Genomic DNA, 23,063 nt, shown 5'->3' on the forward strand with positions numbered 1-23,063 from the left:
GCGTTTCCGCGCCGGTCTAGAACGGTCGTTACTCCTCGAGCAGCCGTTTCAGCCGATCCAGTTCCGTCAGCGCCTCGACGGGCGTCATGTGGCCGAGGTCGAGCGCGCGGAGTTCGGCGGCCACGTCGGTCGGATCGTCGCCACCGTCCGCGGTCGCAGTCGTGGTCGTGGTCGCGGTCGTGGTCGTGGTCGTGGTCGCGGCTCCGGTTGCCCGCGTCGTCTCGGTTCCGGGGGCGTGTTCCGATTCCGGTTTCGCTTCCGGTTCCTCGACCTCCTCCGGATCGAGCTCTCGAGTCTCTTCTTTTTCCCCTTCCCCTTCCCCTCCGTCCTTCGCGGGGTCTACGGGCTCGGTCTCGGCCTCGGCGACCAGTTCCCGCGACCGCTCTACGACCGACTCCGGGACGCCCGCCGCCGTCGCGACCTCGACGCCGTACGAACCCGTCGCCCCGCCCGGTGCGACCTCGTGGCGGAAGACGACCTCGCCGTCTTCCTGATCGACCTCGAAGTGCAGCGTAAAGGCGTCCTCGAGGTCGTCGGCCACCTCCGTCAGGGGGTGGTGGTGGGTCGCGAACAGCGTCGTCGCGCCGACCGCGTCGTGGAGGTGTTCGGTGATCGCCTGCGCGATGGCCATCCCGTCGGCCGTCGACGTGCCGCGGCCGACCTCGTCCAGCAGGACCAGCGAGCGTTCGTCGGCCTCCCGCAGAATGGTGGCGAGTTCGTCCATCTCGACCATGAACGTCGAGCGCCCGCCCGCGATGTCGTCGCTGGCCCCGACGCGGGTAAAGATCCGATCGACGGGCGTCAGCCGTGCCGACTTCGCGGGGACGAAGCTCCCGACCTGGGCCAGCAGCACGATCTGGGCGACCTGGCGCATGTAGGTCGACTTCCCCGACATGTTGGGGCCGGTGATGACCGCCAGCCGGCGGTCCCCGGTCAGGTGCGCGTCGTTCGGCACGAACGACTCCTGGGTCCGCTCGACGACCGGGTGTCGGCCGCCCTCGATGTCGATCTCGAGACCTCGATCGTCTCGCTCGAGGGTCTCCGGCCGGCAGTAGTCGTACTGCGCGGCGACCGTCGCGAGCGAGACGAGCGCGTCGAGGGTCGCGAGCGCGTCGGCCAGGTCCTGCACCCGCTCGACCTCGTCGGCGACCGTCTTCCGGACCTCGCGGAACAGTTCGTACTCGAGTTCGTCGGCCCGTTCCTCGGCCCCGACGATCTCGTCTTCCCGTTCCTTGAGTTCCGGCGTGACGAACCGCTCGGAGTTCTTCAGCGTCTGTCGACGCTGATAGTCCTCGGGCACCGAATCGAGGTTCGGATTCGTCACCTCGATGTAGTAGCCGTGCACCGAGTTGTAGCCGACTTTCAGCGAGTCGATGCCGGTGCGCTCACGTTCCTGCTCCTCCAGGTCGTCGATCCACTGTTTGCCGTCCCGGGCGGTTCGCCGCAGGTCGTCTAAGTCCCCGTCGTACCCCTCGGCGATGATCCCGCCCTCGGTGATCTCGATCGGCGGGTCCGCGACGATCGCGTCCTCGATCAGTTCGCGGACGTCCGCCAGCGGATCGAGCGCCGCGTGAAGCCGCCGGAGTCGGTCGCAGTCCGCGTCCTCGAGTTCGGCCCGGACGTCCGGTACGACAGCGAGCGTGTCCCGCAGCGAGCGCAGATCCCGGGCGTTTGCCCGCTCGCGGGAGATCCGGCCGATCAGCCGCTCGAGGTCGTAGACGTCCCGCAGGAGTTCCTGCAGTTCCTCCCGGGTCCGGACCCCGTTTTTTAGCTCCTCGACGGCGTCGAGCCGGGCCTCGATCCGGTCGGGCTCGAGCAGGGGCCGCCGGAGCCAGTCGCGGAGCTTGCGGCCGCCGAGCGCGCTCGCGGTTTCGTCGAGAACTCCCACGAGCGTCGCCTCGTCCCGGCCTCGAACCGCGCGGGGTTCGAACAGCTCGAGGCTCCGGAGGGCGACGGCGTCCAGCAGCAGATACTCCCGCGGATCGTACCGTGTGAGGTGGGTGAGGTACTCGAGGCGGTCGTCCTCGTCCTCGTCCTCGTTCTGGTCGTTGGCTTCGGCCTCCGCCTCGCTTTCGCTGCCGCGGGCGTACTCGGCGTACTCGAGCAGCGCGCCGCAGGCCCGGATCTCGGGATCGCTCGCGAGCAGCGAGTCGGGGTTGCCGAAGTAGTCGGCGACGGTCTCGGCGGCCCGGTCGCGGTCGAAGACCGCCTCGTCGAAGGGGGTCACCATGCAGTCCTCGGGGAACAGGTCCGTGTCGGGGTCCCCGCGATCGGCTCGCACGTCCGGCCCGACGACCGCCTCGGCCGGATCGAACCGGCTGATCTCGTCGGCGATCGCCTCGTTCGAGGCCGAACTCGTCGCGAGGAAGTCGCCCGTCGAGACGTCGAGCAGGGCGAGGGCGAGGTCGGCGTCGCGGTCCGTGGGGCCGTCGCCGCCCGCCCCGCGGGCGACCGCCGCAACGAAGTTGTTGTCGTCGCTCGAGAGCAGTTCGTCCTCGGTGAGCGTGCCCGGCGTGATGACCCGGGTGACGGCCCGCTCGACGACGCCCGAGGACTCGCCCGGCTCCTCGACCTGGTCGGCGACCGCGACCCGGTAGCCCGCCTCGAGCAGGTCCTCGATGTAGGACTCGGCGTTGTCGATCGGGATGCCGGTCATCGGGTACTCGCCGGTGCTGTCCTCGCGGCTGGTCAGGGTCACTTCGAGCAGGCGCGCGGTGCGTTCGGCCGCGCCGCAGAACGTCTCGTAGAAGTCCCCCACCTGGAACAGTACCAGCGCGTCGTCGTAGCGCGCACAGAGGTCGTGGTACTGACGCATCATCGGCGTCAGCTCGTCGCGTTTCTCGGCCATCTCCTCGGGAGGGCCAAGCGCCGGATCCATACACGAACCCCGCCCTCGGACGCGGAAATAGCTTGCTGGATCGACCCGAATCGGTCAGTTCGGCGATCCGTTTACCCCCTGTACTCTCGGGGTCTCAACTGACAGTACTGTCGGCGTCGACGTGCTCGTACTCGCGCTCGACCAGGATCTCCCGCAGGCCCTCCGCGAACTCCCAGACGTCCTCGAAGCCGGTGTACAGCGGTGCTGGACAGACCCGGATGACGTTCGGCGGGCGGAAGTCGACGACGAGACCGCGGTCCCGCAGGGCTTCGCTGACTCGCTCCGCCTCGGGGTGGGTGATCGCCACGTGGCCGCCGCGCCGCTCGGGTTCTCGAGGCGTAGCGACCGAACACCCCAGGTCCGCGAGGTTCCCGTCGACAAGCGAGATCAGGTACGACGTCAGCGCGAGCGATTTCTCCCGGATCGCGTCGATCCCGGCCTCGTGGACGACCTCGAGCGCCCCGGCAAGCGGCGCGGCGCTGAGGACCGGTACGGTCCCGATCTGCCACGCGCCGGCCGAGTCCGCGGGGGTGAACGTCTCGCGGAGTTCGAACTGGGTCTCCTTCTCGTGGCCCCACCAGCCCGCAAGCGCCGGGGTCGTCCCGTGGTGGCGCTCGTCGACGTAGAGGCCGGCGATCGCGCCGGGGCCGGCGTTGAGGTACTTGTAGCTACACCAGACCGCGAAGTCGACGCCGTGACTCGAGAGGTCGTGGGGGACGACGCCGACCGAGTGGGCGAGGTCGAACCCCGCGAGTGCGCCGTGATCGTGGGCCGCCTCGGTGACCCGCTCGAGGTCGAGCAACTGACCGCTCCGGTAGAGCACCGAGGGCATGAACACGATGCCGATGTCGTGTGCCTCGAGCGCGTCGACGACGTCGGCCTCGTCGATCGTTCGCCCGTCCCGGCTCTCGACGAGGTGGAGGTGCTCGTCGGGGTCGTAGCCGCGCTGGCGCAACTGCGCCCGGATCGCGTAGTGGTCCGTCGGGAAGTCGAGGTCGTTGACCAGGATCCCCGGCGGGCGATCCTCCAGCGCGTCCAAAAAGGTTCCCACCAGCGTGTGAATGTTGACCGTCGTCGAGTTCGCGACGACCACCTCGTCGGGATCGGCGCCGACCAGCGGCGCGAGATCCTCGCCCAGTGACTCGCCGTACCAGAACCAGGAACGGTCGGCCTCGGTCCACCCCTCGATGCCGAGTTCCCGCCACTCCTCGACCGCTCGATCGAGCGACGCCTCGGCGGCGTCCGAGATCGGCCCGAGCGAGTTGCCGTCCAGGTAGACCTCGCCGGGGACGTCGAACCGATCCCGGAACGCCGCGAGGGGGTCGGCGGCGTCTCGCTCCCGGGCGTAGTCGACGCCGTCGCCGTGCGTTCGGTCTCCGTCGAAACCGGAGTCGGGGTCCATGGGACACGGTTTGCCGGCGGCCACTGAAACGTTTCGGCGGCCCGCCCTCGAGTCCCCGTCGTCGGTCCGCCGCTCGAGCGGGGTCCGTCGCCGCCCAGCCGGTACCCCTAACTGACGGTCGCCACTGACGGAGGGTATGGACGACGCCGACGAGGCGACCGACGAGTTGGACCCGCAACTCGCCGACACCCTCCGGAACGGCCGGGTAGCCGACCTCCCCGCGTGGCACAGCATGTCCGTCGGCGAGGCGCGGCGACTCGAGGACGAGGTCTTCTCCGCGGGCGACGGGCCGGCCGTCGCGGCGGTCGAGGAGCGACGAATCGACGGTCCCGGCGGTGACCTCCCGGTGCGGATCTATTGGCCAGACGAGTCGACCGAAGGGGCGGACGACCGACTGCCGGCGCTGGTCTTCGCCCACGGCGGCGGCTGGGTGCTCGGCACGCTCGACTCCGCCGACGACCTCTGTCGCGAGTTCGCGACGCGGGTCGGTGCCGCGGCCATCTCGGTCGACTACCGCCTGGCACCCGAGCATCCGTTCCCCGCGGCAGCCGAGGACGTCCGGGCCGCCCTCGAGTGGGCCGACGAGGAGGCCGCCTCCCTCGGGATCGATCCCGACCGCCTGGGGGTCGCGGGGTCCAGCGCCGGGGCCGGACTCGCGGCTGCGGTCGCGCTCGAGACCCGGGACCGCGAGGTCTCGCCGGCCGTACAACTGCTCTGTTACCCGATCCTTGACCGCGATTTCGAGCGGCCGTCGTACCGCGAGCACGCCGACGCCGAGTTGCTCTCCCGGGCCGACATGGAGTGGTTCTGGGAGCGGTATCTCGCGGACCCGTCCGACGCCGCGGATCCGCGTGCGGCACCGTTGCGGGCCGATCCGGAGGCGCTCGAGGGTGCGCCGCCGGCCGTGATCGCGACCGCGGGCCACGACGTGCTTCGGTCCGAGGGCGTGGCCTACGCCGACCGGCTGCGAACGGCCGGCGTCGAGACGCGCCACTGTCACTACCCGTCGCTGGCCCACGGGTTCCTGAGCCTCACCGACGCCGTCGACCGCGCTGCGGTCGCGATGGACGAGGTGACCGACGCGGCCGCCGAACTGCTGTAACATCGGGGGCAAATCCCTTCGTTCAGTGTGGGACACGAAACTCGCGGTCAGTGGAGGGCAGGCAGTTACCGAAGCGGCTACCGGTATATTCGAAATATGTCAAAATCCGCCCGCTGAATGTCGGGGCTGTAGTCAGCACACGTGGTGTTCTCTTCCGAATGGAACGATCGAGGCAACCGGTGAGTAACAATGCAGGTCAGTCAAATGGTTCTTTTAGTCTACGATAGGCTCTTGTTTATATGAAGACGGTATTGCGTATGAATCGCAGAGAACTGCTGGCTACCGTTTCTGTATCGCTGGCCGGGGTCGCTGGCTGTCTAAACGGAGAAGACGCTGGTCCGTTCGGCGAATCACCCGATAACGGAACGGCTGCCGAAGACGACGGCGAGGCGCCTGCCGGTAATGCTGTCCAGTGGACATACCAGACGGGCGGTTCGATACGCAACCAGCCAACGCTTCAAGACGGTATCGTCTACCTCAGTGGCGGGACCAACGACAGAGCGAGAAGCACCAAGGAACACGTTCGGCCGGAGAGGAGCGAGAACGTCTATGCACTCACGGCGGATGCCGGTACCGAGCAGTGGCAGTATGAAGCACCAGCGGGGGTCGCGTCGTCTCCGATCGTCCGAGACGGAGTCTTCGTCGTCACCGGGTGGAGCGCTGGAACACACGGTATCGACCAGCAACTCGTCCGCCTCGATGACGGGTCGGAAACGTGGACGACGGAGGAACACGACCGATACCTCCATCTACTGGATAGTAGCGACGGGGCTGTTTACCTCGGCACCTCGGACGATGAATACGGAATCCAGGGAGAGGAACTATTCGCTATCCGGGCGAGCGACGGTGATCAGTACTGGTCTATCGAAACCGGAGACACGACGGATGCTACCATCTACGGTGACACTCTCTACTCCGTGGCAGGCGGTCGCCGAACGACAGCATTCGCCGTCGGTGACGGGGAAGAGCGCTGGCACCGGGACATGCGCCCGGGGACGGACGACGTTCGAGTATTCGACGACGCCTTGTATCTGATATCCGAACAGGAGAACGAGAACGGGAATTATCCGGTCGTTGCGGTGAGTGCAGGGGACGGAAGTGAGCGGTGGCGGTTTTCGGTCCCCGTTGACGAACCGTTCGTCCCGACTGGCGCAGTCGCCTCGGGTGATACGGTGTACATCACCGAGTACGGTGGCTGGCTGTTCGGGGTCGACCGTGCCGACGGAAGCGAAAGTTGGCGGTACTCTGTCGGCAGCGATACGAGAGATCCGCCGGTTGTCGTGGACGATATGGTCTACTTGGCCAGTAAGAATGGGGGAGTCCACGCAGTCGATGCAACGACTGGGGATCGGGAGTGGAGGCGAACGGTACCCGGACAAGTCAGGATCGTGGCTGGCAATCAACAGGGAGTCATCGTCCGGGGTGGGAAAGAAGAGGGAATGCAGCATCTCCGTGCGTATGCACCGGACGGCACCGAGCGGTGGTCGTTCTCGCATCCGGACTATTTGACGCGACCTGCCGTGGACGGGACGCGGGCGATCGTCGGGACGCGGTCGGGATACGTGGCCGCGCTGGCAGAGCAGTAACCGCTGGTCCGATGGTAGCTGTTTCTCCGGATTGAGAACGTCGAACTACCTCTGGGGTGTGCTGGTGACGCCGTTCAGTTGGACCTGCAAGATACGCGCGCTACGTTCAGCACGACACGAACTTCGATTTCACCTGGTAGAACGCTCGCTGGTCGACGAGCACACGTGGTCACCGAATCGTCCGTTTCAGTTCCGGGTGTGGGGCTGAACGAAGAAATCGTACTCCCCACTGGTAACGAGTCAGTCGTCGGTCTCGAAGTACAGGTCGGCGTGGGCCTCGCAACCGGGATTGAACGCCGCGTCACACGACGGACAGCGGTAGTCTCCCTCGAGGTACTCCGGGACGCCGAACTCGCTCCGGCAGACGCCACAGAGCACCGAGGATTCGTCGAACCGCGCTCGAGGCCACGGCACCGCCTCGTGGTCGGCGACCTCCTCGTGACAGCGAAAGCAGGGGTAGTACGTCTCGCAGCAGGCGAACTTGAACGCGACGACGTCGCGGTCGGTGTGGTAGTGGGCACACCGGGTGTCGGGATCGACGTCGACGCCGCGGACGGGAGTGCGTTCGGACACGGTCGTCGGTCGAAGCGACGAGCGGCCGGTTCTTCGAAGTTGGGGTTCGGTCGAGTCAGTGTCCGCCCGATCAGCGGAGCCCGATTCCCGCCGAACCGCCAAGGACGCCGACGACGATCGTGCCGTCCCGGTGTACGGAAATCCCGTATCCGAGCAGGTTCAGTTCGAGAACCACGTCGTCGGGGACCCCGCCGTCGCTTTTCATCGCGTCGTCGACCGAAAAGGTGAGTGCTTCGACCGATGGCTCCGTCACCGAGACGACCTCGAGCGTTTCTTCGGGCACGTCCACGACCGAGCCGTCGACGGTGAAGGCGAGTATCGCCGGTCTCGGGTCCGTCGCCTCCGTCGGATCCGCTATCGACGACTGGCAGTCGTCGAGGCCTCGAGAGAGGTCCTCTACGCCCGGCGGTTCGATGCCCACGTCGGTCGACGAGAGTCGAAGCGACGCCTTCCCCGTGAGATCGATTTCGACCGTCGTCGTCTCGTCGACTGATAGCCGAATCCGGGACGGCTCGAGGCTCTGGCCCTCGAACCGACCGAGTAGCTGTTCGGTCATCGACACCATTCCCTCGATCGTAAACCCGATACGATCCGGCGGGACCGGTTCGATGTGGTCTTCGACGATCCGGACACCCTGATTTTCGTCGATCGCTACAGTGACGCTCATGACTGCTTCCACCGACGGGACGCAGGAGCGAAATAGCTAGGCAGGAAGCAGAAGGCCCCGACCTGACCCGTCCGGATCGATCGCTGGAACGGAGTTTACACGAGGGACTACACGGACGAGAGCGACCGCGAGCGGCTCTCGCCTGTCACTCGAACGCTGCCGTGTCGCCGCGCCGGTAGCGATCGAGCCGTCGATACCCGTGTACGACGGCGTTCTCGTCGAGTTCGATCTCGTAGCGGCCGATGATGTCCTGCGTGTCGGGGACCGACCGCCGCTCGACGACCTCGACGACCGCGCGCCAGCCGTCGTCGGTCGGCGCGATCTCGCTGACCGCGTCGAACTCCCGCCCGATGAGTTCCCCGGCGGTCGACTGGACGGTGCGCCGAACGGCGAGGACGCCCTCGATCTCGTCGTGATCGGTGTCGACGTCGGCCTCTACCGATTCGGGGTCGGTCTTCTCCTCGGCCGTCATGTCGGGGCCGAGTTCGCGACTCCGGGATTCGGATTCGCCGCCATCGGCTCCTCCGTCTCCCTCTCGCTCCTGTTGTGCCTGTTCCTCCTCCTCGATCGCTTGACTGTCGCTCACGGTTGGATCACTCTCGTCGTGTTGGAAGCAGAAGCCGTCCTCGGTGGCCGGCCGCGAGCACCGCTCGCCGTCCTCGGTGAGTGCCTTGCATCGGTCGGTCGGCTCCTGTTGATCGGCTTCGGCCATGGGTGCGGTGTCCGCTCGTTTCCTGTGGGTTCGTGCTCGAGTTTCGCAGTGTGTGTTCGCTGCGGTTCGGTGGGGTTCGTCCCGGTTTCGCCTCGGTTTCGTTACGAGATCGCGTCGGCGATGCTCGTTCGCAGATCCTCGACGTCCCTGGCTCTCGCGTCGTCCTCGTCGCCGTCGCCGTCGCGCTCGCCGGCCACCTTCGGCGCGAGGACGTCGGTGAACACCGTCGTCAGCAAGTCGTCGTCGAGGGTCGTCCCGTCTTCCGTCTCCCTGTCGTCGAAGACCGAAAGCCCCCTCGCCGCCGTAATCGCGGCCCGCGTACCGACGACGACCTCGAGGTCGTCCCGGAGCGTGCGGGTCGTCTCGACGACGGTCTCGACGACCTCGTCGGGGAGGTCGACGTGGGCCCGGACGATCTCGCGTTCGGTTTCGGCGTCGTAGTAGTCGACGCGGACGCCGACGAACCGGTCGAGCAGGGCGTCCTGTTGCCGGTGGACGCCCGCGTATTCGACGTCGTTCGAGGTGACGATCGCCCGGAACTCGGGGTGGACGTCGATCGTACGATCCTCGCCGCGCTTGCCCGGCCGCTCGAGGACGCCCTCCTCGAAGACCGACAGCAGGACGTTGTGGGCTGCGGGGTCGCTGCGCGAGAACTCGTTGTAGACGAGCGTCGCGCCTTCCCGTACCGCCACGGAGAGGGGGTTATCGACCCATCGCTCGCGGACGATCTCGGTCTGCTTGCTGACGCCGCCCACGAACCGGTCGTCCTCCTTGTAGCGCTCGCCGCCCGCGTGGTCGCCGACGAGCGCGGCCGTGTCGACGGATTCGTCGCCGTTGAGCCAGACGACCGGCCGGCCGCGCTCGGCGGCGGCCGACAGCGCAAGCGCGGTCTTCCCGCAGCCGGTGGGGCCGATCAGATGAACCGGCTGATCGGCCTCGAGCCAGCCCGTGATGCGACCGCGAAGCGACTCGACGGCGTCGGTCTCGACGAACGGCTGGGGGACGACCTCCCGCGGATCTTCCAGGGGTGAGTCGCCCGAGTCGCCGTTTCGCTTCCCGGTCGACGACGCCTTCCGCGCGAGTTCTTTCTTCGCTTTCCGACTCGCCTTCCCGGAGCGGTCGCTCCTGATCTTGCGGCCCCGGACCTTGCGCTTGCGCGAGGAGTCCTCCGCCATGTGGATTACTCGGTGGCCGACTGAGGCGACGATTCCGGCCGCGGCTCGACCTCGAGCTCCTCGAGTTCCTCGAGGTCGCCCTCCGCGGTGGCTTGCTCAATTTTTGCGATCTCCTCCGCGTAGTGCAGGAAGGTGTCGACGGAGGCCACGACTACGCGCGCCTCGATGGTCAGCAGTTCGATCCCGACGACGGATACCCGCGCCCAGACGTCGATGACGACGCCCTTGTCGAGTATGCGGTCGAGGACTTCGGCGAGACTCGAGGAGTCGGGTCGTCGTTGTGGTTGTGCCATAGACAACAAGCCGTTCACGACGCCCTCGTAACACGGCTGTCGCTGCGACTGCAAGCCGGGTGAGGGCCCCGTGATTCCGGCGGACTGGCCCTTCGTAGGCGCTCGATGGGGCTATCACGGCCCCGCCAGGGCTGCTACTGCAAGCACCACGGTAACGCGTCGAGGTCCCGAACGTCGCGTGACGAGACTCTCGAGTTCGAGTATCGACGGGTGTCCGGCGGCGGACTCCGCCGTCGGTCGCCGCCAGCGTCGTTGCATCCGCTCGCTCGAGGTGATCCGACCTCCCATGATACGTTCACGTCCACGGACGCGATGCGGTTGCCGAACGGTCACGCTACCCCGTAATCGATGCCGGCGACGGAGCGTGATTCGCCGATGACGAGCAACCGCTACGTCTACGGGATCGTCGACGGCGACCCGGTCGAGTTCGAGACCGACGCCGTCGCCGGTGCCGACCAGGTCTATACGATCTCCCATCGCCGACTCGGGGCCGTCGTCTCCGACATCGACACGACCGACCCCGAGGAGACCGACGAGGACGCCCAGCGCCACGACGACGTCCTCCGGGAGATCATGGACGAGCGCGAGCGGGCGATCGTGCCGATGCAGTTCGGCATGTCCTTCGAGAGCGATCGGACGCTGAAGAACGTCCTTCGCGGGGCGCGGCCCGCGTTCCGGCGCGCGATGAACGACATCGAGGGCCGGATCGAACTCGGCCTCAAGATCGTTCGGGAGGAGGACGCCGACGTGGACGACGAGGCGATCGAAGCGGCCGTCGACGACGAACTCGAGCCGATAGCGGCCCAGTCCGTACCGAACGACCTGTTCAGCGATCGACTCGTGCTCAACCGGTCGTACCTCGTGGACCGCGAGGACCGCGAGGCCTTCGACGAGGCGGTCGCGCGACTCGAGGGCGACGAGGCTCACGATCACGAGGACCTGACGTTTCGCTACACCGGCCCGTTCGCACCGTACAGCTTCGTGGACGTCGAGATCGGAGCCCAGAGGTAACGCTACCCATGTTCGTCCTCGACGACCTCCTGTTCCGGCCGATCGTCGGCATCGTGGACACGCTACACACCATGGCGCTGAACGAACTGTACGACCTCGAGGCGCTGGAAGACGAACTCAAGGAGAACCAGTTGCTGTACGAGATCGGCGAGCGCTCCGAGGAGGAGTACCGCCGGCGCAAGGAGGAACTCGAGGCCGAGATCGAGATCGCACAGGAAGTCCACGAACGACTCTCGAGCGGGCGTGTCGAGGTGAAGTCCTGAGTCCTGAGTCCTGACGCGCTCGCGTGACCGCCCGTGGTGCGGACGCGACGATTTCAACGATCACCGACCAACGACCACCGACCAACGAGCAACCTCGACGACTCCCCGCTCCCGACCACCCTCACCCAACAATGACCAAGGACGATCCCATCGACGACGGAAACGAGCCAACCGACGACTCCGAACCGCGCGACGAGAGCGCGGACTGGGACCGAACACGGGACGAAAGCGGCTGGCTCTCGAGCCTGCTGTCCGCGCTCGAGCGCCTCGAGGGGTCGGAATCTGGGTCGATATCCGGGCGCAAACGGACGGATCGAACGGTTCTCGATTACGACGTCTCGATCCGTTCCGGGAAGGACCTGCTCGACGAGTCGGGGTTCGACCGTAGCGCGTTCGAGGACCTGGACGGCGGGTCACGCGGCCGGCGTCCGGGGCCGGGATCCGGGACGGGACCGAACGGCGGTGATCGCCGTCGAACGCGGCGGTACCGGTCGTCGTCCTCGTCCTCGTCCTCGCCCTCGTCCTCGCCCTTGCCCTCGGCGTCGTCTTCGACCGACACCGAGGACGACCACCGCGTCACCACCCGGCGCGGCGAGGGCGAACTGCTCGTGACAGCGGACGTCGTCGGTGTCGATCCCGACGACGTCACCGTCGGTTTCGACGGTTCGATGCTCGTCGTCGCCGTGTCGGGACGGGAGATCGAGCGTCTCGAGGTCCCCTGGCCGGACCGACGGGCGGAAGCGACGATCAACAACGGCGTGTTGACGGTGTTGATCGAGTCCGAGTCCGGGTCCGCCGTAGAGTCCGACTCCGCCGTAGAGTCCGACGAAACGAACGACGGCCCGGAAACGGGGGAGGAGGAGAAGGAAAATGAGTAACGACGACGGCACCGACGACGAGTTCACCGCCTTGCTCGAGGAGGCCGAAGGGGCCCTCGAGAACCTCGACGAGTACCTCGGGAGCGCCGAGCGTCTCGACGAACTCGAGGAACTGGAGGAAGCCACCCCCGAGGCGGTCCTCAGCGACGTGGAGACGCTCGCGTCAGTCGCGGTCGAGATTCAGGAACTGGTCGAGACGATCGACCTGAGCGAGTTGCCGGAGGCCGTCGACGGCGACGAACTGCTGGCGGCGATCGAGACCGGCGAAATCCCGAACGCGATCGCGGAGGACGAAACGGGAGTGGGCGACGTGGTCGACGTCGCCAAACTATTCAAGGCGATCGATCTCCTCGAGGCCTGGGACGCCACGGACCTGACCGACCTCTGGCGGGAGAAACGCGAACTCGAGGAGGCGGTCGACGACCTGGCCGACGCGGACGACGAGGGCGGGGACGTCGGTATGATCGAAAGCGCCGCGTCTACGGCCGCCGACAAGGCCACGGACATGGCCGACGACGAGGACGGCTTCGTCGACGGGGACTGGGCCGACGACGCGGACCCTCGCGACGTCCTCGGGGACGTCAACGTGATGGAGGATCCCGAGGCCTACCAGGTCGCCATCCAGCAGGCCGCGATGCAGGGGATCGACGCCTTTCGCGCGGCGCTGCTCGAGACCCACGAGAAGTTCGAACGTCTGGTCGAGTACAACCGAGAGCGGATGCGCAGGCGCGATACGAGTGCACGTTCGCGGAACCCGACGGCGGCGTCGACGATGCCGACCGAGCGCGCGGCCGTCGGCAGCGGCGTCAAACACGGGACCGTCCCGCAGGACGTGCACCTCTCGACGGCCCCCAGCCGGAAGCGCATCTACGGCGACCGATTCGAGCGCGAACGGAAGCGGAAACGGGAACGCGAGGCGGAGGATCGGAATCGGAACCGGGACCGGAACCGGAACGGAAACCGGAAACGGGAACGCGAGGCGGAAGACCGGAATCGAAACGGGAACCGGAAACGGAGGCGAGACGACGATGACTGACCCACCACACACGCGGAACGGACGACCGCTCGAGGGGATCGACGCGACGGAGACCGGAGAGAGGGGTGAGACCGATGGTTGACGACTTCCAGCCGAGTCGCCAGAAGACCGACCTCGCCGAGGTCGTGGAGATGCTGCTGGACAAGGGGATCGTGATCAACGCCGACATCGCCGTCTCGATCGGCGACACCCAGTTGCTGGGCGTCCAGCTCCGGGCCGCGATCGCCTCGTTCGAGACCGCAGCGGAGTACGGCCTCGAGTTCCCCGAGGGAACGGATATGCGGCGGGTCGCGGCCGCGGTCGACGATCCCTCGCTCGCCGAGATGGAGCGACCGAACCCGGCGATCGATCCGACCCGCGGGGTCAACGTGACCGCCGACGAGCGGTACGCCGACGAGGAACGGCAGGCCGACGCGGACGAGGCCGGCGAGGCGAAAGACGCGAGCGGCGACCGGGACGACAGCCCCTTCTCACCCCCGGATCGGGGAACCGACAGGCTCGGTGCCCGTCCCGACCCCGAGCGACCGACCAGCGGCGGGTTCGACCTGATCAGCGACGGGGACGACGAATCGGAAAGCGGATCCGGAAACGGGGGCGACCGCCCGAACGACGGTGAGACTGGCGACTCGGACGCCGCGGAGACGGAACAGGAAGCGGAAACCGAACCCGAAACCGAACCCGAAACGGAGGAGAGCTAACGTGCCAACGATAGACGTCGGCGACGGTGAGGACGCACGCCAGGGGCTGGTCACGCTCGTCGTCACCGTCGTCGAACTCCTGATCGAGGCCCTCGAGCGCGAGGCCGTCCGGCGCATGGAGTCTGGCGACCTCTCGGACGAAGAGATCGAACGGCTCGGGAGCCAGCTCGCGCGAATCGAAGCCGAAATCGAACAGCTCAAACGGGACGAGGGGATCGAGGGCGGCGTCGAGGACCTCCGTGCGGACCTCGACGGGTTGGTCGACGACGCGATCCAGCAACTTCGCGGACCCGGCTCGTCCGCCACGCACTCCGACGCCCGCCCCCACGGCCCCGGCTATTCGGTGTTCGGAGGTGACGAGGAGTGACCGGGAACGAACCGGACGCGACCGAAGAACTCGAGACCGCCCTCGAGGAGCAAGCCGAGGCGGTCGCCGACGAGGTACCGGAGATCGACGAGGGACGATATCTCTACTGCATCGTTCGGACCGAAGCCGAGACCGGCGAGTCGACGCTCGAGACGACCGGCGTCGACGGCGAACCCGTCTCCGTCGTCGTCGCGGACGGTATCGGCGCGGTCGTCCATCCCTGTGAGGGGATCTACGATACCGCGGACCTCGCACAGGTCAGGCGATGGCTCGTTCGCCACCAGACCGTCGTCGACGAGGCCGGAGAGGCGTTTGGCACGCCGATCCCGTTCCAGTTCGATACGATCCTCAGAGGCGACGACGAGCGGGTCCGCGAGTGGCTCCGCGAAGAGTCAGAGACCCTCGAGCGCGCGCTGTCTGAGCTGGCCGGTCACTGGGAGTACCGGGTCGAGGTCGTCGAGACCGAACCCGTCCCGGACGAGGCGCTTATCGAGGACGACGACCGGCTGCGGGAACTCGACGCCCGGATCGACGACTCGGAGGAAGGGACGGCCTTTCTCCTGGAGAAGAAACTCGACCAGCGGCTCGCGGAACTGCGGGCGGCACGACGGGAATCGTTGACCGCGGACCTGCAGGATCGGCTGGCCGAGCGAGCACGGGAAGTCCACGCCCTCGAGCGCTCGCCGACGGCGTCGCTCGACGACGCGGTGGTGGACGAGGGCGATGCGAGGGCGGGGGCAGGCGGAAGCGGGGACGGAGGTGCCGGAAGCGGCGACGGGAACACCCTCTGTCGGCTCACCCTGCTCGCCCACGAGGAGGCCGAGGGCGAGATCGGCTCCGTCCTCGACGACGTGGCTGCGACCGACGGCCTCGAGGTCCGGTTCACGGGACCGTGGCCGCCGTACACGTTCGCGCCGGAATTGGGCGGTGGCGAGGATCGGAACGGCGGCAACCGATCGACGAACCCCGATCCCAGCCCATGAGACCACGCAAGGACGACGAGGCGCTGGTCGACGTGATCGACGTTCTGCTCAGGGATGGGGCCGTCCTTCGGGCCGACGTGATCGTCTCCGTCGCGGAGATCCCACTCGTCGGCATCAAACTTACCGCGGCGATCGCGGGCATGGAGACGATGACCGAGTACGGGTTCTTCGAGGAGTGGGACGTCGAGCACCGGCGGCGTCACTCGGACGTGGCCGTCGGATCGAACGGCCGAACGCCACCGAGCGCGGTCGAGTCCGCAGACGGTGGGGTCGGGCAGGACGACGCGACCGCTCGAATCGATCGAAACGACCGCGAGAACGACGAACGGGACGGCGAGTAACGGGAGACGAGAGCGAGAGGAGAACGAGAGGAGAGCGAGTGACGGTCTCGAGTCCCGATCGAGACCAGCGACGAGCCGTAATCGACGGGTGTCTCAGTCCGGGTACGGCCCCGATACTGACTCTGCCGGAGGTTCCTTTCGCCCCTTCGCAGGGGCCAGCGGTCAGGCGTACTTCGGCCGCTCCGTGGTCAACTCGACGTCGCCGCTGACGCGTTCCTCGTCGTGGTCCTCGTCGTAGACGTACTGCCCGGTCGACCCACACAGCGTGCACTCGTAGGACTCCGAAATTTCGTTGATCATTTCGCCGTCCTCGAAGTAGACCCGGCTCTGGGTTATCTGCAGGAACTGCGGCGTCTCGCAGTTAGAGCAGGTGATCATATCCGGTCGGTCGGTTCGCCCCACTGTAGTTATCCGGCTTGTAACGGAAGGCCGACTACGTACAACGGCCGTCTTACTGCGATACTCGCGGGCGTAAAATGTGTGGTATAGGGTGGCATGAATCCGGACACGGCGGGATCGACTCGGGCATCGGTAAACGGCGTATACCGCCCGACGTAACCGGGACCGCCGTCGCTCGAGCGACGTGGTAAGTGACGGCCAAACCGATTTCAATCTCGGGAATCCACTCGGTATCGACCGCTTTCGAGCCGGGTCTCCGGCCCACCGAGACACACCTCGAGTCCGGAGCGACTGGAACGGCTGCGGTCGTCCGATCGAGCACCGAGGTCACGGTAGTCCGGGGACCGCCACGGGGTTGCCGACGAGCGGACCCGGTCGGGGGGTCGCCGGTCGAGTTCCGATCGAGGATGTTCGTCGTCGCCGGACCGTGCCGCCGGGTCGTGCAGCCCGGATACCAGCCATAGCGTCAGGCTATAGCCCGGTTATTCGGATCCTGTCGACGGTGTGGGGAGACTACGACCGTCCAACCCGATCCATAACAAAGGGTGATCCCCCCATGGTGACACGTGCGGGGATGGAATGCCCCGCCGGGTACGCGCTCGGCCCGGATACGACGCGCTGACCAGCCGATTGCGTGCGTTCGTGCCCGGATCGCTCGGAAGTGGACTCGCCCCCGCTTCGAGTACGCTCATGTCTCTCATGCCGGGCGGGCTCCCGCCCCCGTCCGGGTTCCTAGAAGTCCGTCACGACCGGAATGCCGACGGTCCCGTAGTCGTCCATCACCGCGAGCGTCTCCGGGACGTCCTCGAGCGAGAGCCGGTCGCCGACGATCGCGTCGGGCTCGAGGGTCCCCTGCTCGATCAGGTCGAACAGTTCCCCGTAGCGGGAAAGCGGCATCCCGAAGGAACCGCGAAAGTCGATCTCCTGCATGGTCATGACGTCGACGGGGAGTTCGATCTCGCCTTCCTCCTCCCCGGTCGTGAGCCCGATCTGGACGTGGCGACCGCACGTCCCGAGACTGGCGATCGAGTTCCGGCAGGTCTCGGCGATCCCCAGGGCGTCGATAGCGACGTCCGCGCCGCCGTCGGCGATCGCCTTGACCTCGTTGGCAGGGTTCTCGACGGCCGACGCGTCGACCGTCTCGACGGCGCCGAGGGCACGGGCCCGCTCGAGTTTCTCCTCGCGGACGTCGACGGCGATCGGGTGAGCGCCCAGGGCGTCGGCCACGTGGATCGCCGAAAGCCCGACGCCGCCACAGCCGTGAACCGCGACCCAGTCGCCCGGCCGGAGGTCGGCCCGGTCGGCGAGCCCGTGATAGGCAGTCATGAACCGACAACCCAGCCCTGCCATCTCCGCGAACCCGACGTCGTCGGGGAGTTTCACGCAATTGAACTCGGCTTTCCGGACCGGGAACGCCTCGGCGAACGCGCCGGGCGCGCTCCCGGTAAGGCCGAGCGGGACGACCGCGTCGCAGTTGTTCGCCCGACCCTCGCGGCAGTGGGGACAGGTCCCGTCGCCGAGGTGGAACGGAACCGTGACCCGGTCGCCCGCCCGCAGCGTCTCGACGTTCTCGCCGACCTCGGCGACGACGCCGGCGGGTTCGTGACCGAGGATCTGTCCTTCCCGGACCGCTGCACCGATCCAGCTCCAGTCGCCCTGCCAGGCGTGCCAGTCGCTGCGACAGACCCCACAGGCTTCGGTTTCGACGACGACCTGGTCCGGTCCGGGCTCGGGGTAGTCGACCTCGCGGATCGCGAGCGGTTCGCCGTGGTCCTCGAGTACGGCAGCGCGCATGTGAGCCGTGTTCTCTATGCACGTACAAAACTCTAGCACCGCCAACCATTCGACCCGGTGAGAGTCGATCGGCGGCCGCCCGTACCTTTGTGGGGTCCCCCGTAGAAGTGCCCGTATGGACACGGGGGAGGACCGATTCAAACCGTACGGACTGTACATCTCGCGGCCGGTCCGGGACGCGCTCGAGGACCACCTCTACGAGGCGGCCGGCGTCGTCGACCTCGAGGGCTACTTCGAACCGTCCGCGTCGGCGATTCCGGCGGGCGATCCTGGTGCCGAGGCGACCCACGACCTCGTCGCCTCGGTCGTTACCGACTTCACGACGCTGTACGACGAAGCCGACTTCGCAGCGGCCGAGTCGCTCGCCCACGACGCCTTCGAGTTGACGTATCTCGCGGCCGAACCAGAGACGGTCGCGGCCGCCCGGGAGCGGTTCGAAGCTGCGACGATCATTCGGGAGACGGACCTCCGGACCGTCCACACCGCCGTGCTCGAGGCCCGGCTCTCGGCCGAGTAACGGCGGCGGCTGCTGTACCCGGGACGCCGATGCGACACGCGGCGCGGCACCCGTGTGCAGCCACGACTGTCGATACGTGTGACAATTCGCGACACACGTTTGTCCGCCGACCGCGATAGGCCTCGACATGAGCACCGGGAAGCCTGCGACCACGCCCAACTACCGCGACCTCGAGGACGACGAGTTCCGGGAGCGGATCGAGGACCTCCGGGGCCGGTACGCGGACTGCGACCTCTGTGCGTACGACTGTCGGGTCGATCGAACGGCGGGCGAGCACGGTACCTGCCAGGTCGACGACACCGCGTACGTCTCGACGTATTTCCCCCACTTCGGCGAGGAGGAACCCCTGAAGGGCCACAACGGGAGCGGGACGATCTTCCTCGCGAACTGTAACATGAAGTGCGTCTTCTGCCAGAACTTCGAGACCAGTCACGAGGCCGAAGGGGACCCGGCGACGGCCGAGGAGATCGCCGAAATGGCACTGGAACTCGAGGCGCGGGGCTGTCACAACGTCAACTTCGTCTCGCCGACCCACCACTCGCCACACCTCGTCGAGGCGGTCAAGATCGCCCGGGATCGCGGCCTCGGGGTGCCGATCGTCTGGAACTGCGGCGGCTACGAGCGCGTCGAGATCCTCGAACGCCTGGAGGGGGTCGTCGACATCTACATGCCCGACGTGAAGTGGGGCGACGACGCTGCCGCGGCCAAATACTCGAAAGCCCCCGGCTACTGGTCGAACGTCACCGATTCGCTGCGGGAGATGCACCGCCAGGTCGGCGACCTCGCGGTCGACGACACCGGGCTCGCGACCGAGGGACTACTCGTCCGTCACCTGGTCATGCCGAACCACGTCGAGAGCGCCAAACGGGTGCTCGAGTTCCTCGCCGAGGAAATCTCGAGGGAGACGTTCGTCGACGTGATGGCCCAGTACCGGCCCTACTACAAGGCCGCGGAGGAGGAGTTCTACGCGGAGATCGACCGCCCGATCACCGAGACCGAGTATCGAGAGGTCGTCGACCACGCGCGCGAGGTCGGCCTCGAGAACCTCTATCTCGACCGGTCGATGTTAAAGCGTGGCGGCTCGTTCGGCCTGTTTTGAGACGGAGAGAACGCGGGCCGCTCAGGGAGGCTCGACGCCGAGGATCGCATCGACGACGGCCTGGACGCGCGTCGCCGCCGCGAAGGAGACGAGGTCGCCGTCCCCGCCCTCGAGGTCGGTCACGAACTCGTCGACCAGCGACAGCGTCGTCTCCCCCGGTTCCTCGGTGATCACGCGTTCGTCCTCCTCGCCGGGGTCGGCGACGAGTCGACGCCACGCCCGTAGCGACAGCGAGCCCTCGGTCCCTTCGACCGTGATGCTGTTCTCCTCGCTGCCGGCACAGTCACAGAGGAGGTCGATCGTCCCGTGGACGCTCTCCTCGAGGTCGACGGCGCCGCTGCCCTCGGCGGCCGTTCGCCCCGCCCCGTTCGCGTCGGCACGCTCGAGATCGCCGCCGGCGAGGAAGGTTCCGACGATGGACTCCTCGTACGTCTCCGGGGCCGTGTACCGAACGTCCGCGGTGACGTCGGCGACGTCGCCGAACAGTTCCTGAGTCCCGAACACGAAGTGGCTCCCGACCTCCCGGAGTGGGCCGCCCTGTTCGCGGCCGGTGAGCCAGTCGACGTCCTGCCACTCGCGGGGCCACTGCGGGAAGCGAAACCGGAGAGTAACCCGTTTCGGCGTGCCGATTTCGCCGGCCGCGATCCGCTCGCGCATCTCGACGAACCCCGGGGTGTAGCGAAACGGGAAGTTGATAGCGGTCGTACAGTCGCTCTCGCGAGCACGGTCGGTCAACTCGCGACCGACGGCCGCGTTCTCCGCGATGGGCTTCTCGCAGATGACGTGCGTTTCCGCCTCGAGTGCGGCCCGGACGACGGTCGCGTGGTGTTTCGGGGGGACGCCCACGTAGACGATGTCGACCGCGTCGATCCCGACGAGGTCCTCGACCTCGGTGACTGACTGGCAGTCGTACGTGGCTGCCATCGACTCCGCCTTCTCGGGGACTCGATCGCAGACGGCCCGGATCGCCGTCCGTTCGTGCTGGTCGAACGCCTCCGCGAGCCGCGAGCCGATAACGCCACAGCCGACGATTCCGACCTGGTGCATGCACGGACGGTGAACCGCTCGTCTCAAGAAGGTGCGCATTCCGTTCGGGATGTCGCTGCAACCGGGTTTCGGCGCTCGGGTCGGTCGTCCTCAATCGTCGTCAGTCGAAACGACGTTCGATCCGACCCCCTCGAGTGACGGGTCGTCCGCGGTCAGGGTGCCATCACGCCAGGTGCCGCGTTCGAACCAGAGATACGCGACGATTCCCCCGACGACGTTCGAGATCGGGAAGGCGATCCAGAGTCCAATCACGTCGAACGTGCTCGAGGCGATCCAGGCGACTGGAAGGCGAACGAACCCGAGCGTCACGAGGGAGATGGCGGCCGCGATCGTCGTGTGACCGGATCCCCGGAAGCCCCCGGTGTAGGCGCGCATGACGCCGATGAACCCGAACGTGAGTCCGGTCACGCGGAGGAAGGTCGTGGCGTGATCGACCACTGCCGGATCGGGGGAAAAGATGCCGGCGATCGGTCTCGCAGCGAGCACGATGAGTCCACCACCCACCGTGAGGACCACGAGCATAGTGCGTGCGCCGAAGTGATTCGTCTCGGCGGCACGGCCGACTTTCCCGGCCCCGATGTTCTGGCCGGTCATCGTCTCGATCCCCTGGGAGACGGCGAGCGCCGGCAGGAAGATCACCGAAAAGACTCGAGTTCCGATGCCGTACGCCCCGCTGACCGCGTTCGGGAAGGTCGCTACGACGACCAGAAGCAGGGTGATAGAGAGCGATCGAGCGGCTCCTTCGACGGAGGCCGGTAGTCCGATGTTGAGGATCGTCCGCCCGAACAGGGGGTCCGGAACCATCTCGGAGAGGCGGATCCGGACGCCGCGATTCCCGCGGAACATGATCGCCAGCCCGACGGCGAGGGCAAGTGCCCGAGTCCCCACGGTCGCGATCGCAGCGCCGCCGATTCCCCAGCCGGTGAATCCGGTTGCCTCGAGTGCCGCGGTTTCCAGTCCACCGAGTCCGAGAACGCCGAACAGCGGATTCGCGTCGAACCCGAAGATGAGGATCGGATCGAGGACGATATTGAGAATCACCGAGCCAGCCATGACGTACATCGGCGTCACGGTGTCGCCGTAGCCGCGCATGAGCGCCAAAAAGACCGCAAAGCCGAAGACGGCGAACAGGCCGACGGCGTAGACGCGCATATACTCGACGACCAGCGGTGCCACGGTCTCGTTCACTCCGAGGAGTGCGGTGATATCGTCGACGAAGACATACCCCAGGACACCCAGTACGATGGAGATGACCGCCGCGTAGGCCACGGTCTGCGAAGCGGCGTACGCGGCACGCTCATCGTTGCCCGCCCCGGTGTGCTGAGCGACGAGGACGCTCCCTGCGACCGAGATGCCCAGGGCGAGCGAGATCATCAGGAAGACGATCGGGAACGCGAACGTAATCGCGGACAGCGCCTCGGTGCTGTGGCGCCCGAGCCAGAAGGTGTCGGCCAGGTTGTACAGCACCTGAAAGAGGTTCTGGACGATGATCGGCAACGAGAGGGAAAACAGCGGCCAGCCGATGTCACCCGAGGTGAGATCCAACGCTTCTGGTCCTCTGAACAGGGAGTCGATGGAGTCTCTGATTCCCATCAGGCGATCACCGCCGACGGGTTCTCACCGACGAGAGAGGGATCGGTGCAGGCACGTGTAGTCTCGGAGCGACGGGCCGGGTGCCAAACGGCGACCTGTCGCGTGTGTGTTCCTTCGATCACCGTTCTCAGGGAGTCACCAGCCGGATCAGGATCGACGTGATCCTCGAACGCGCCCGTCTCGTGACCAGCAGCGATCGTCTCGTGGAGTCCGGATCCGGACAGTACCGTCCCGTCGAACGCCCTCAGTGTCTCCCGGAGAACGTCGTCCGACGGTGCCTGCGGGCGTCGCTCGAGCAGTGCGGTCCGAAAGTCGATTCCCGGGTTAGCTTCCTCCTCGGCGAACTGCAGGGTGAGCAACGCGTCGAGTCGACCGGGTTGGGTTTCGCCCGATACCCCGTCCGGCCGTTCCGGGTATCGCTCGTAGCGGTAATCGAGAAACGACGCGAGGAGGTGTTCCTCGCTGGCGTAGTAGTGAATGGCCGCTTTGCTCAGTTCCGATTCGTCCACGATCCGCAGCATCGCCAGGTCCGCGTAACCGCGTTCGCAGAGCGTACGATAGGTCGCCTCGAGGACCGCTCGTTCCGTATCGTCCATCAAGTACAGTCCTTACTGACTGGTCAGTCAAAAATCTTGGGGAGCCGGCCACC

24 protein-coding genes are annotated in these 23,063 nt (G+C 66.8%); 12 read left to right on the top strand and 12 right to left on the bottom strand.

The features are described 5' to 3' along the window. Positions 1-28: 28 nt before the first annotated feature. Both mutS and kynU read right to left on the bottom strand, forming a co-directional pair. Positions 29-2,878 carry a DNA mismatch repair protein MutS gene (mutS, locus tag BM113_RS16330; protein ID WP_089789121.1) on the bottom strand — a complete coding sequence of 950 codons (2,850 nt, stop codon included), beginning with the start codon at positions 2,876-2,878 and terminating at the stop codon, positions 29-31. A gap of 94 nt (positions 2,879-2,972) precedes the next feature. After that, positions 2,973-4,280: a kynureninase gene (gene kynU / locus BM113_RS16335; RefSeq protein WP_089789122.1), complete on the bottom strand. Its 1,308-nt coding sequence runs from the start codon at positions 4,278-4,280 to the stop codon at positions 2,973-2,975. Between the two features lie 136 nt (positions 4,281-4,416). Here kynU and BM113_RS16340 point away from each other — a divergent pair, with 136 nt between their 5' ends. Beyond that, on the top strand, positions 4,417-5,382 hold the full coding sequence (locus BM113_RS16340; protein WP_089789123.1) for an alpha/beta hydrolase: 966 nt from the start codon (positions 4,417-4,419) through the stop codon (positions 5,380-5,382). Between the two features lie 257 nt (positions 5,383-5,639). Continuing rightward, positions 5,640-6,968 (top strand): outer membrane protein assembly factor BamB family protein, encoded by a 1,329-nt coding sequence (locus BM113_RS16345; RefSeq protein WP_245758081.1) that lies wholly within the window; start codon positions 5,640-5,642, stop codon positions 6,966-6,968. A gap of 240 nt (positions 6,969-7,208) precedes the next feature. Here the strand turns inward: BM113_RS16345 and BM113_RS16350 are convergent, their stop codons facing one another. From BM113_RS16350 to gvpA, 5 genes are all read right to left on the bottom strand, one after another. Further along, on the bottom strand, positions 7,209-7,541 hold the full coding sequence (locus BM113_RS16350; protein ID WP_177209198.1) for a CHY zinc finger protein: 333 nt from the start codon (positions 7,539-7,541) through the stop codon (positions 7,209-7,211). Positions 7,542-7,611: 70 nt separating this feature from the next. Next, entirely contained in the window at positions 7,612-8,208 is a 597-nt protein-coding gene (locus BM113_RS16355; protein WP_089789126.1) for a hypothetical protein, read from the bottom strand. A gap of 145 nt (positions 8,209-8,353) precedes the next feature. Beyond that, positions 8,354-8,920: a gas vesicle protein GvpO, halophile-type gene (gene gvpO / locus BM113_RS22895; RefSeq protein ID WP_089789127.1), complete on the bottom strand. Its 567-nt coding sequence runs from the start codon at positions 8,918-8,920 to the stop codon at positions 8,354-8,356. Positions 8,921-9,021: 101 nt separating this feature from the next. Further along, positions 9,022-10,095: a gas vesicle protein GvpN gene (gvpN, locus tag BM113_RS16365; protein WP_089789128.1), complete on the bottom strand. Its 1,074-nt coding sequence runs from the start codon at positions 10,093-10,095 to the stop codon at positions 9,022-9,024. Positions 10,096-10,100: 5 nt separating this feature from the next. Beyond that, complete coding sequence (gvpA, locus tag BM113_RS16370; protein WP_007143586.1) at positions 10,101-10,388, bottom strand: gas vesicle protein GvpA; 288 nt, start codon at positions 10,386-10,388, stop codon at positions 10,101-10,103. 348 nt (positions 10,389-10,736) lie between these two features. Here gvpA and BM113_RS16375 point away from each other — a divergent pair, with 348 nt between their 5' ends. The 8 genes from BM113_RS16375 to gvpM all read left to right on the top strand — a co-directional run bounded on the left by BM113_RS16375 (position 10,737) and on the right by gvpM (position 15,965). Next, on the top strand, positions 10,737-11,399 hold the full coding sequence (locus BM113_RS16375) for a GvpL/GvpF family gas vesicle protein (RefSeq protein ID WP_089789129.1): 663 nt from the start codon (positions 10,737-10,739) through the stop codon (positions 11,397-11,399). A gap of 8 nt (positions 11,400-11,407) precedes the next feature. Then, positions 11,408-11,662, top strand: coding sequence for a gas vesicle protein GvpF (gene gvpF / locus BM113_RS16380; RefSeq protein ID WP_007143588.1), 255 nt, complete (start codon positions 11,408-11,410; stop codon positions 11,660-11,662). Between the two features lie 131 nt (positions 11,663-11,793). Further along, on the top strand, positions 11,794-12,540 hold the full coding sequence (locus tag BM113_RS16385; protein ID WP_089789130.1) for a DUF7127 family protein: 747 nt from the start codon (positions 11,794-11,796) through the stop codon (positions 12,538-12,540). Next, the gene (locus tag BM113_RS16390; RefSeq protein ID WP_089789131.1) at positions 12,533-13,576 is read left to right on the top strand and encodes a hypothetical protein; all 1,044 of its coding nucleotides are present in this window, start codon (positions 12,533-12,535) and stop codon (positions 13,574-13,576) included. The genes BM113_RS16385 and BM113_RS16390 overlap by 8 nt, the downstream gene beginning before the upstream one ends. A 74-nt stretch (positions 13,577-13,650) precedes the next feature. Then, entirely contained in the window at positions 13,651-14,274 is a 624-nt protein-coding gene (gene gvpJ / locus BM113_RS16395; RefSeq protein WP_089789132.1) for a gas vesicle protein GvpJ, read from the top strand. A 1-nt stretch (position 14,275) separates the two neighbouring features. After that, the gene (locus BM113_RS16400; RefSeq protein WP_089789133.1) at positions 14,276-14,641 is read left to right on the top strand and encodes a gas vesicle protein K; all 366 of its coding nucleotides are present in this window, start codon (positions 14,276-14,278) and stop codon (positions 14,639-14,641) included. Further along, positions 14,638-15,624, top strand: coding sequence for a gas vesicle protein GvpL (gene gvpL, locus BM113_RS16405; RefSeq protein ID WP_089789134.1), 987 nt, complete (start codon positions 14,638-14,640; stop codon positions 15,622-15,624). Before BM113_RS16400 ends, gvpL begins: the two co-directional genes overlap by 4 nt. After that, positions 15,621-15,965 (top strand): gas vesicle protein GvpM, encoded by a 345-nt coding sequence (gvpM, locus tag BM113_RS16410; RefSeq protein ID WP_089789135.1) that lies wholly within the window; start codon positions 15,621-15,623, stop codon positions 15,963-15,965. Before gvpL ends, gvpM begins: the two co-directional genes overlap by 4 nt. Positions 15,966-16,127: 162 nt before the next feature. Here gvpM and BM113_RS16415 read toward each other — a convergent pair whose 3' ends face one another. Together BM113_RS16415 and BM113_RS16420 are read right to left on the bottom strand one after the other, a co-directional pair. Next, on the bottom strand, positions 16,128-16,343 hold the full coding sequence (locus tag BM113_RS16415) for a hypothetical protein (protein ID WP_007143595.1): 216 nt from the start codon (positions 16,341-16,343) through the stop codon (positions 16,128-16,130). 753 nt (positions 16,344-17,096) lie between these two features. Next, on the bottom strand, positions 17,097-18,158 hold the full coding sequence (locus BM113_RS16420) for a zinc-dependent alcohol dehydrogenase family protein (protein WP_089789136.1): 1,062 nt from the start codon (positions 18,156-18,158) through the stop codon (positions 17,097-17,099). A gap of 115 nt (positions 18,159-18,273) precedes the next feature. Here BM113_RS16420 and BM113_RS16425 point away from each other — a divergent pair, with 115 nt between their 5' ends. Together BM113_RS16425 and BM113_RS16430 are read left to right on the top strand one after the other, a co-directional pair. Next, positions 18,274-18,675: a hypothetical protein gene (locus BM113_RS16425; protein ID WP_089789137.1), complete on the top strand. Its 402-nt coding sequence runs from the start codon at positions 18,274-18,276 to the stop codon at positions 18,673-18,675. Positions 18,676-18,802: 127 nt separating this feature from the next. After that, positions 18,803-19,774 (top strand): radical SAM protein, encoded by a 972-nt coding sequence (locus BM113_RS16430; protein WP_089789138.1) that lies wholly within the window; start codon positions 18,803-18,805, stop codon positions 19,772-19,774. A 21-nt stretch (positions 19,775-19,795) separates the two neighbouring features. Here the strand turns inward: BM113_RS16430 and BM113_RS16435 are convergent, their stop codons facing one another. The 3 genes from BM113_RS16435 to BM113_RS16445 form a co-directional block, all read right to left on the bottom strand. Next, positions 19,796-20,821, bottom strand: coding sequence for a Gfo/Idh/MocA family protein (locus tag BM113_RS16435; protein WP_089789139.1), 1,026 nt, complete (start codon positions 20,819-20,821; stop codon positions 19,796-19,798). A gap of 90 nt (positions 20,822-20,911) precedes the next feature. Next, the gene (locus BM113_RS16440; RefSeq protein WP_089789140.1) at positions 20,912-22,414 is read right to left on the bottom strand and encodes an MATE family efflux transporter; all 1,503 of its coding nucleotides are present in this window, start codon (positions 22,412-22,414) and stop codon (positions 20,912-20,914) included. Continuing rightward, complete coding sequence (locus BM113_RS16445) at positions 22,414-23,010, bottom strand: TetR/AcrR family transcriptional regulator (protein ID WP_089789141.1); 597 nt, start codon at positions 23,008-23,010, stop codon at positions 22,414-22,416. Before BM113_RS16445 ends, BM113_RS16440 begins: the two co-directional genes overlap by 1 nt. Positions 23,011-23,063 lie beyond the last annotated feature (53 nt).

This window comes from Natronobacterium haloterrestre (assembly GCF_900112205.1).
Classification (GTDB): domain Archaea; phylum Halobacteriota; class Halobacteria; order Halobacteriales; family Natrialbaceae; genus Natronobacterium; species Natronobacterium haloterrestre.

Bases quoted from the DNA above. Each gene is read 5' to 3' on its own strand.
- mutS (WP_089789121.1), bottom strand. From the start codon at position 2,878: ATGGATCCGGCGCTTGGCCCTCCCGAGGAGATGGCCGAGAAACGCGAC.
- kynU (WP_089789122.1), bottom strand. From the start codon at position 4,280: ATGGACCCCGACTCCGGTTTCGACGGAGACCGAACGCACGGCGACGGC.
- BM113_RS16340 (WP_089789123.1), top strand. From the start codon at position 4,417: ATGGACGACGCCGACGAGGCGACCGACGAGTTGGACCCGCAACTCGCC.
- BM113_RS16345 (WP_245758081.1), top strand. From the start codon at position 5,640: ATGAATCGCAGAGAACTGCTGGCTACCGTTTCTGTATCGCTGGCCGGG.
- BM113_RS16355 (WP_089789126.1), bottom strand. From the start codon at position 8,208: ATGAGCGTCACTGTAGCGATCGACGAAAATCAGGGTGTCCGGATCGTC.
- gvpO (WP_089789127.1), bottom strand. From the start codon at position 8,920: ATGGCCGAAGCCGATCAACAGGAGCCGACCGACCGATGCAAGGCACTC.
- gvpN (WP_089789128.1), bottom strand. From the start codon at position 10,095: ATGGCGGAGGACTCCTCGCGCAAGCGCAAGGTCCGGGGCCGCAAGATC.
- gvpA (WP_007143586.1), bottom strand. From the start codon at position 10,388: ATGGCACAACCACAACGACGACCCGACTCCTCGAGTCTCGCCGAAGTC.
- BM113_RS16375 (WP_089789129.1), top strand. From the start codon at position 10,737: ATGCCGGCGACGGAGCGTGATTCGCCGATGACGAGCAACCGCTACGTC.
- gvpF (WP_007143588.1), top strand. From the start codon at position 11,408: ATGTTCGTCCTCGACGACCTCCTGTTCCGGCCGATCGTCGGCATCGTG.
- BM113_RS16385 (WP_089789130.1), top strand. From the start codon at position 11,794: ATGACCAAGGACGATCCCATCGACGACGGAAACGAGCCAACCGACGAC.
- BM113_RS16390 (WP_089789131.1), top strand. From the start codon at position 12,533: ATGAGTAACGACGACGGCACCGACGACGAGTTCACCGCCTTGCTCGAG.
- gvpJ (WP_089789132.1), top strand. From the start codon at position 13,651: ATGGTTGACGACTTCCAGCCGAGTCGCCAGAAGACCGACCTCGCCGAG.
- gvpM (WP_089789135.1), top strand. From the start codon at position 15,621: ATGAGACCACGCAAGGACGACGAGGCGCTGGTCGACGTGATCGACGTT.
- BM113_RS16415 (WP_007143595.1), bottom strand. From the start codon at position 16,343: ATGATCACCTGCTCTAACTGCGAGACGCCGCAGTTCCTGCAGATAACC.
- BM113_RS16420 (WP_089789136.1), bottom strand. From the start codon at position 18,158: ATGCGCGCTGCCGTACTCGAGGACCACGGCGAACCGCTCGCGATCCGC.
- BM113_RS16425 (WP_089789137.1), top strand. From the start codon at position 18,274: ATGGACACGGGGGAGGACCGATTCAAACCGTACGGACTGTACATCTCG.
- BM113_RS16430 (WP_089789138.1), top strand. From the start codon at position 18,803: ATGAGCACCGGGAAGCCTGCGACCACGCCCAACTACCGCGACCTCGAG.
- BM113_RS16435 (WP_089789139.1), bottom strand. From the start codon at position 20,821: ATGCACCAGGTCGGAATCGTCGGCTGTGGCGTTATCGGCTCGCGGCTC.
- BM113_RS16440 (WP_089789140.1), bottom strand. From the start codon at position 22,414: ATGGGAATCAGAGACTCCATCGACTCCCTGTTCAGAGGACCAGAAGCG.
- BM113_RS16445 (WP_089789141.1), bottom strand. From the start codon at position 23,010: ATGGACGATACGGAACGAGCGGTCCTCGAGGCGACCTATCGTACGCTC.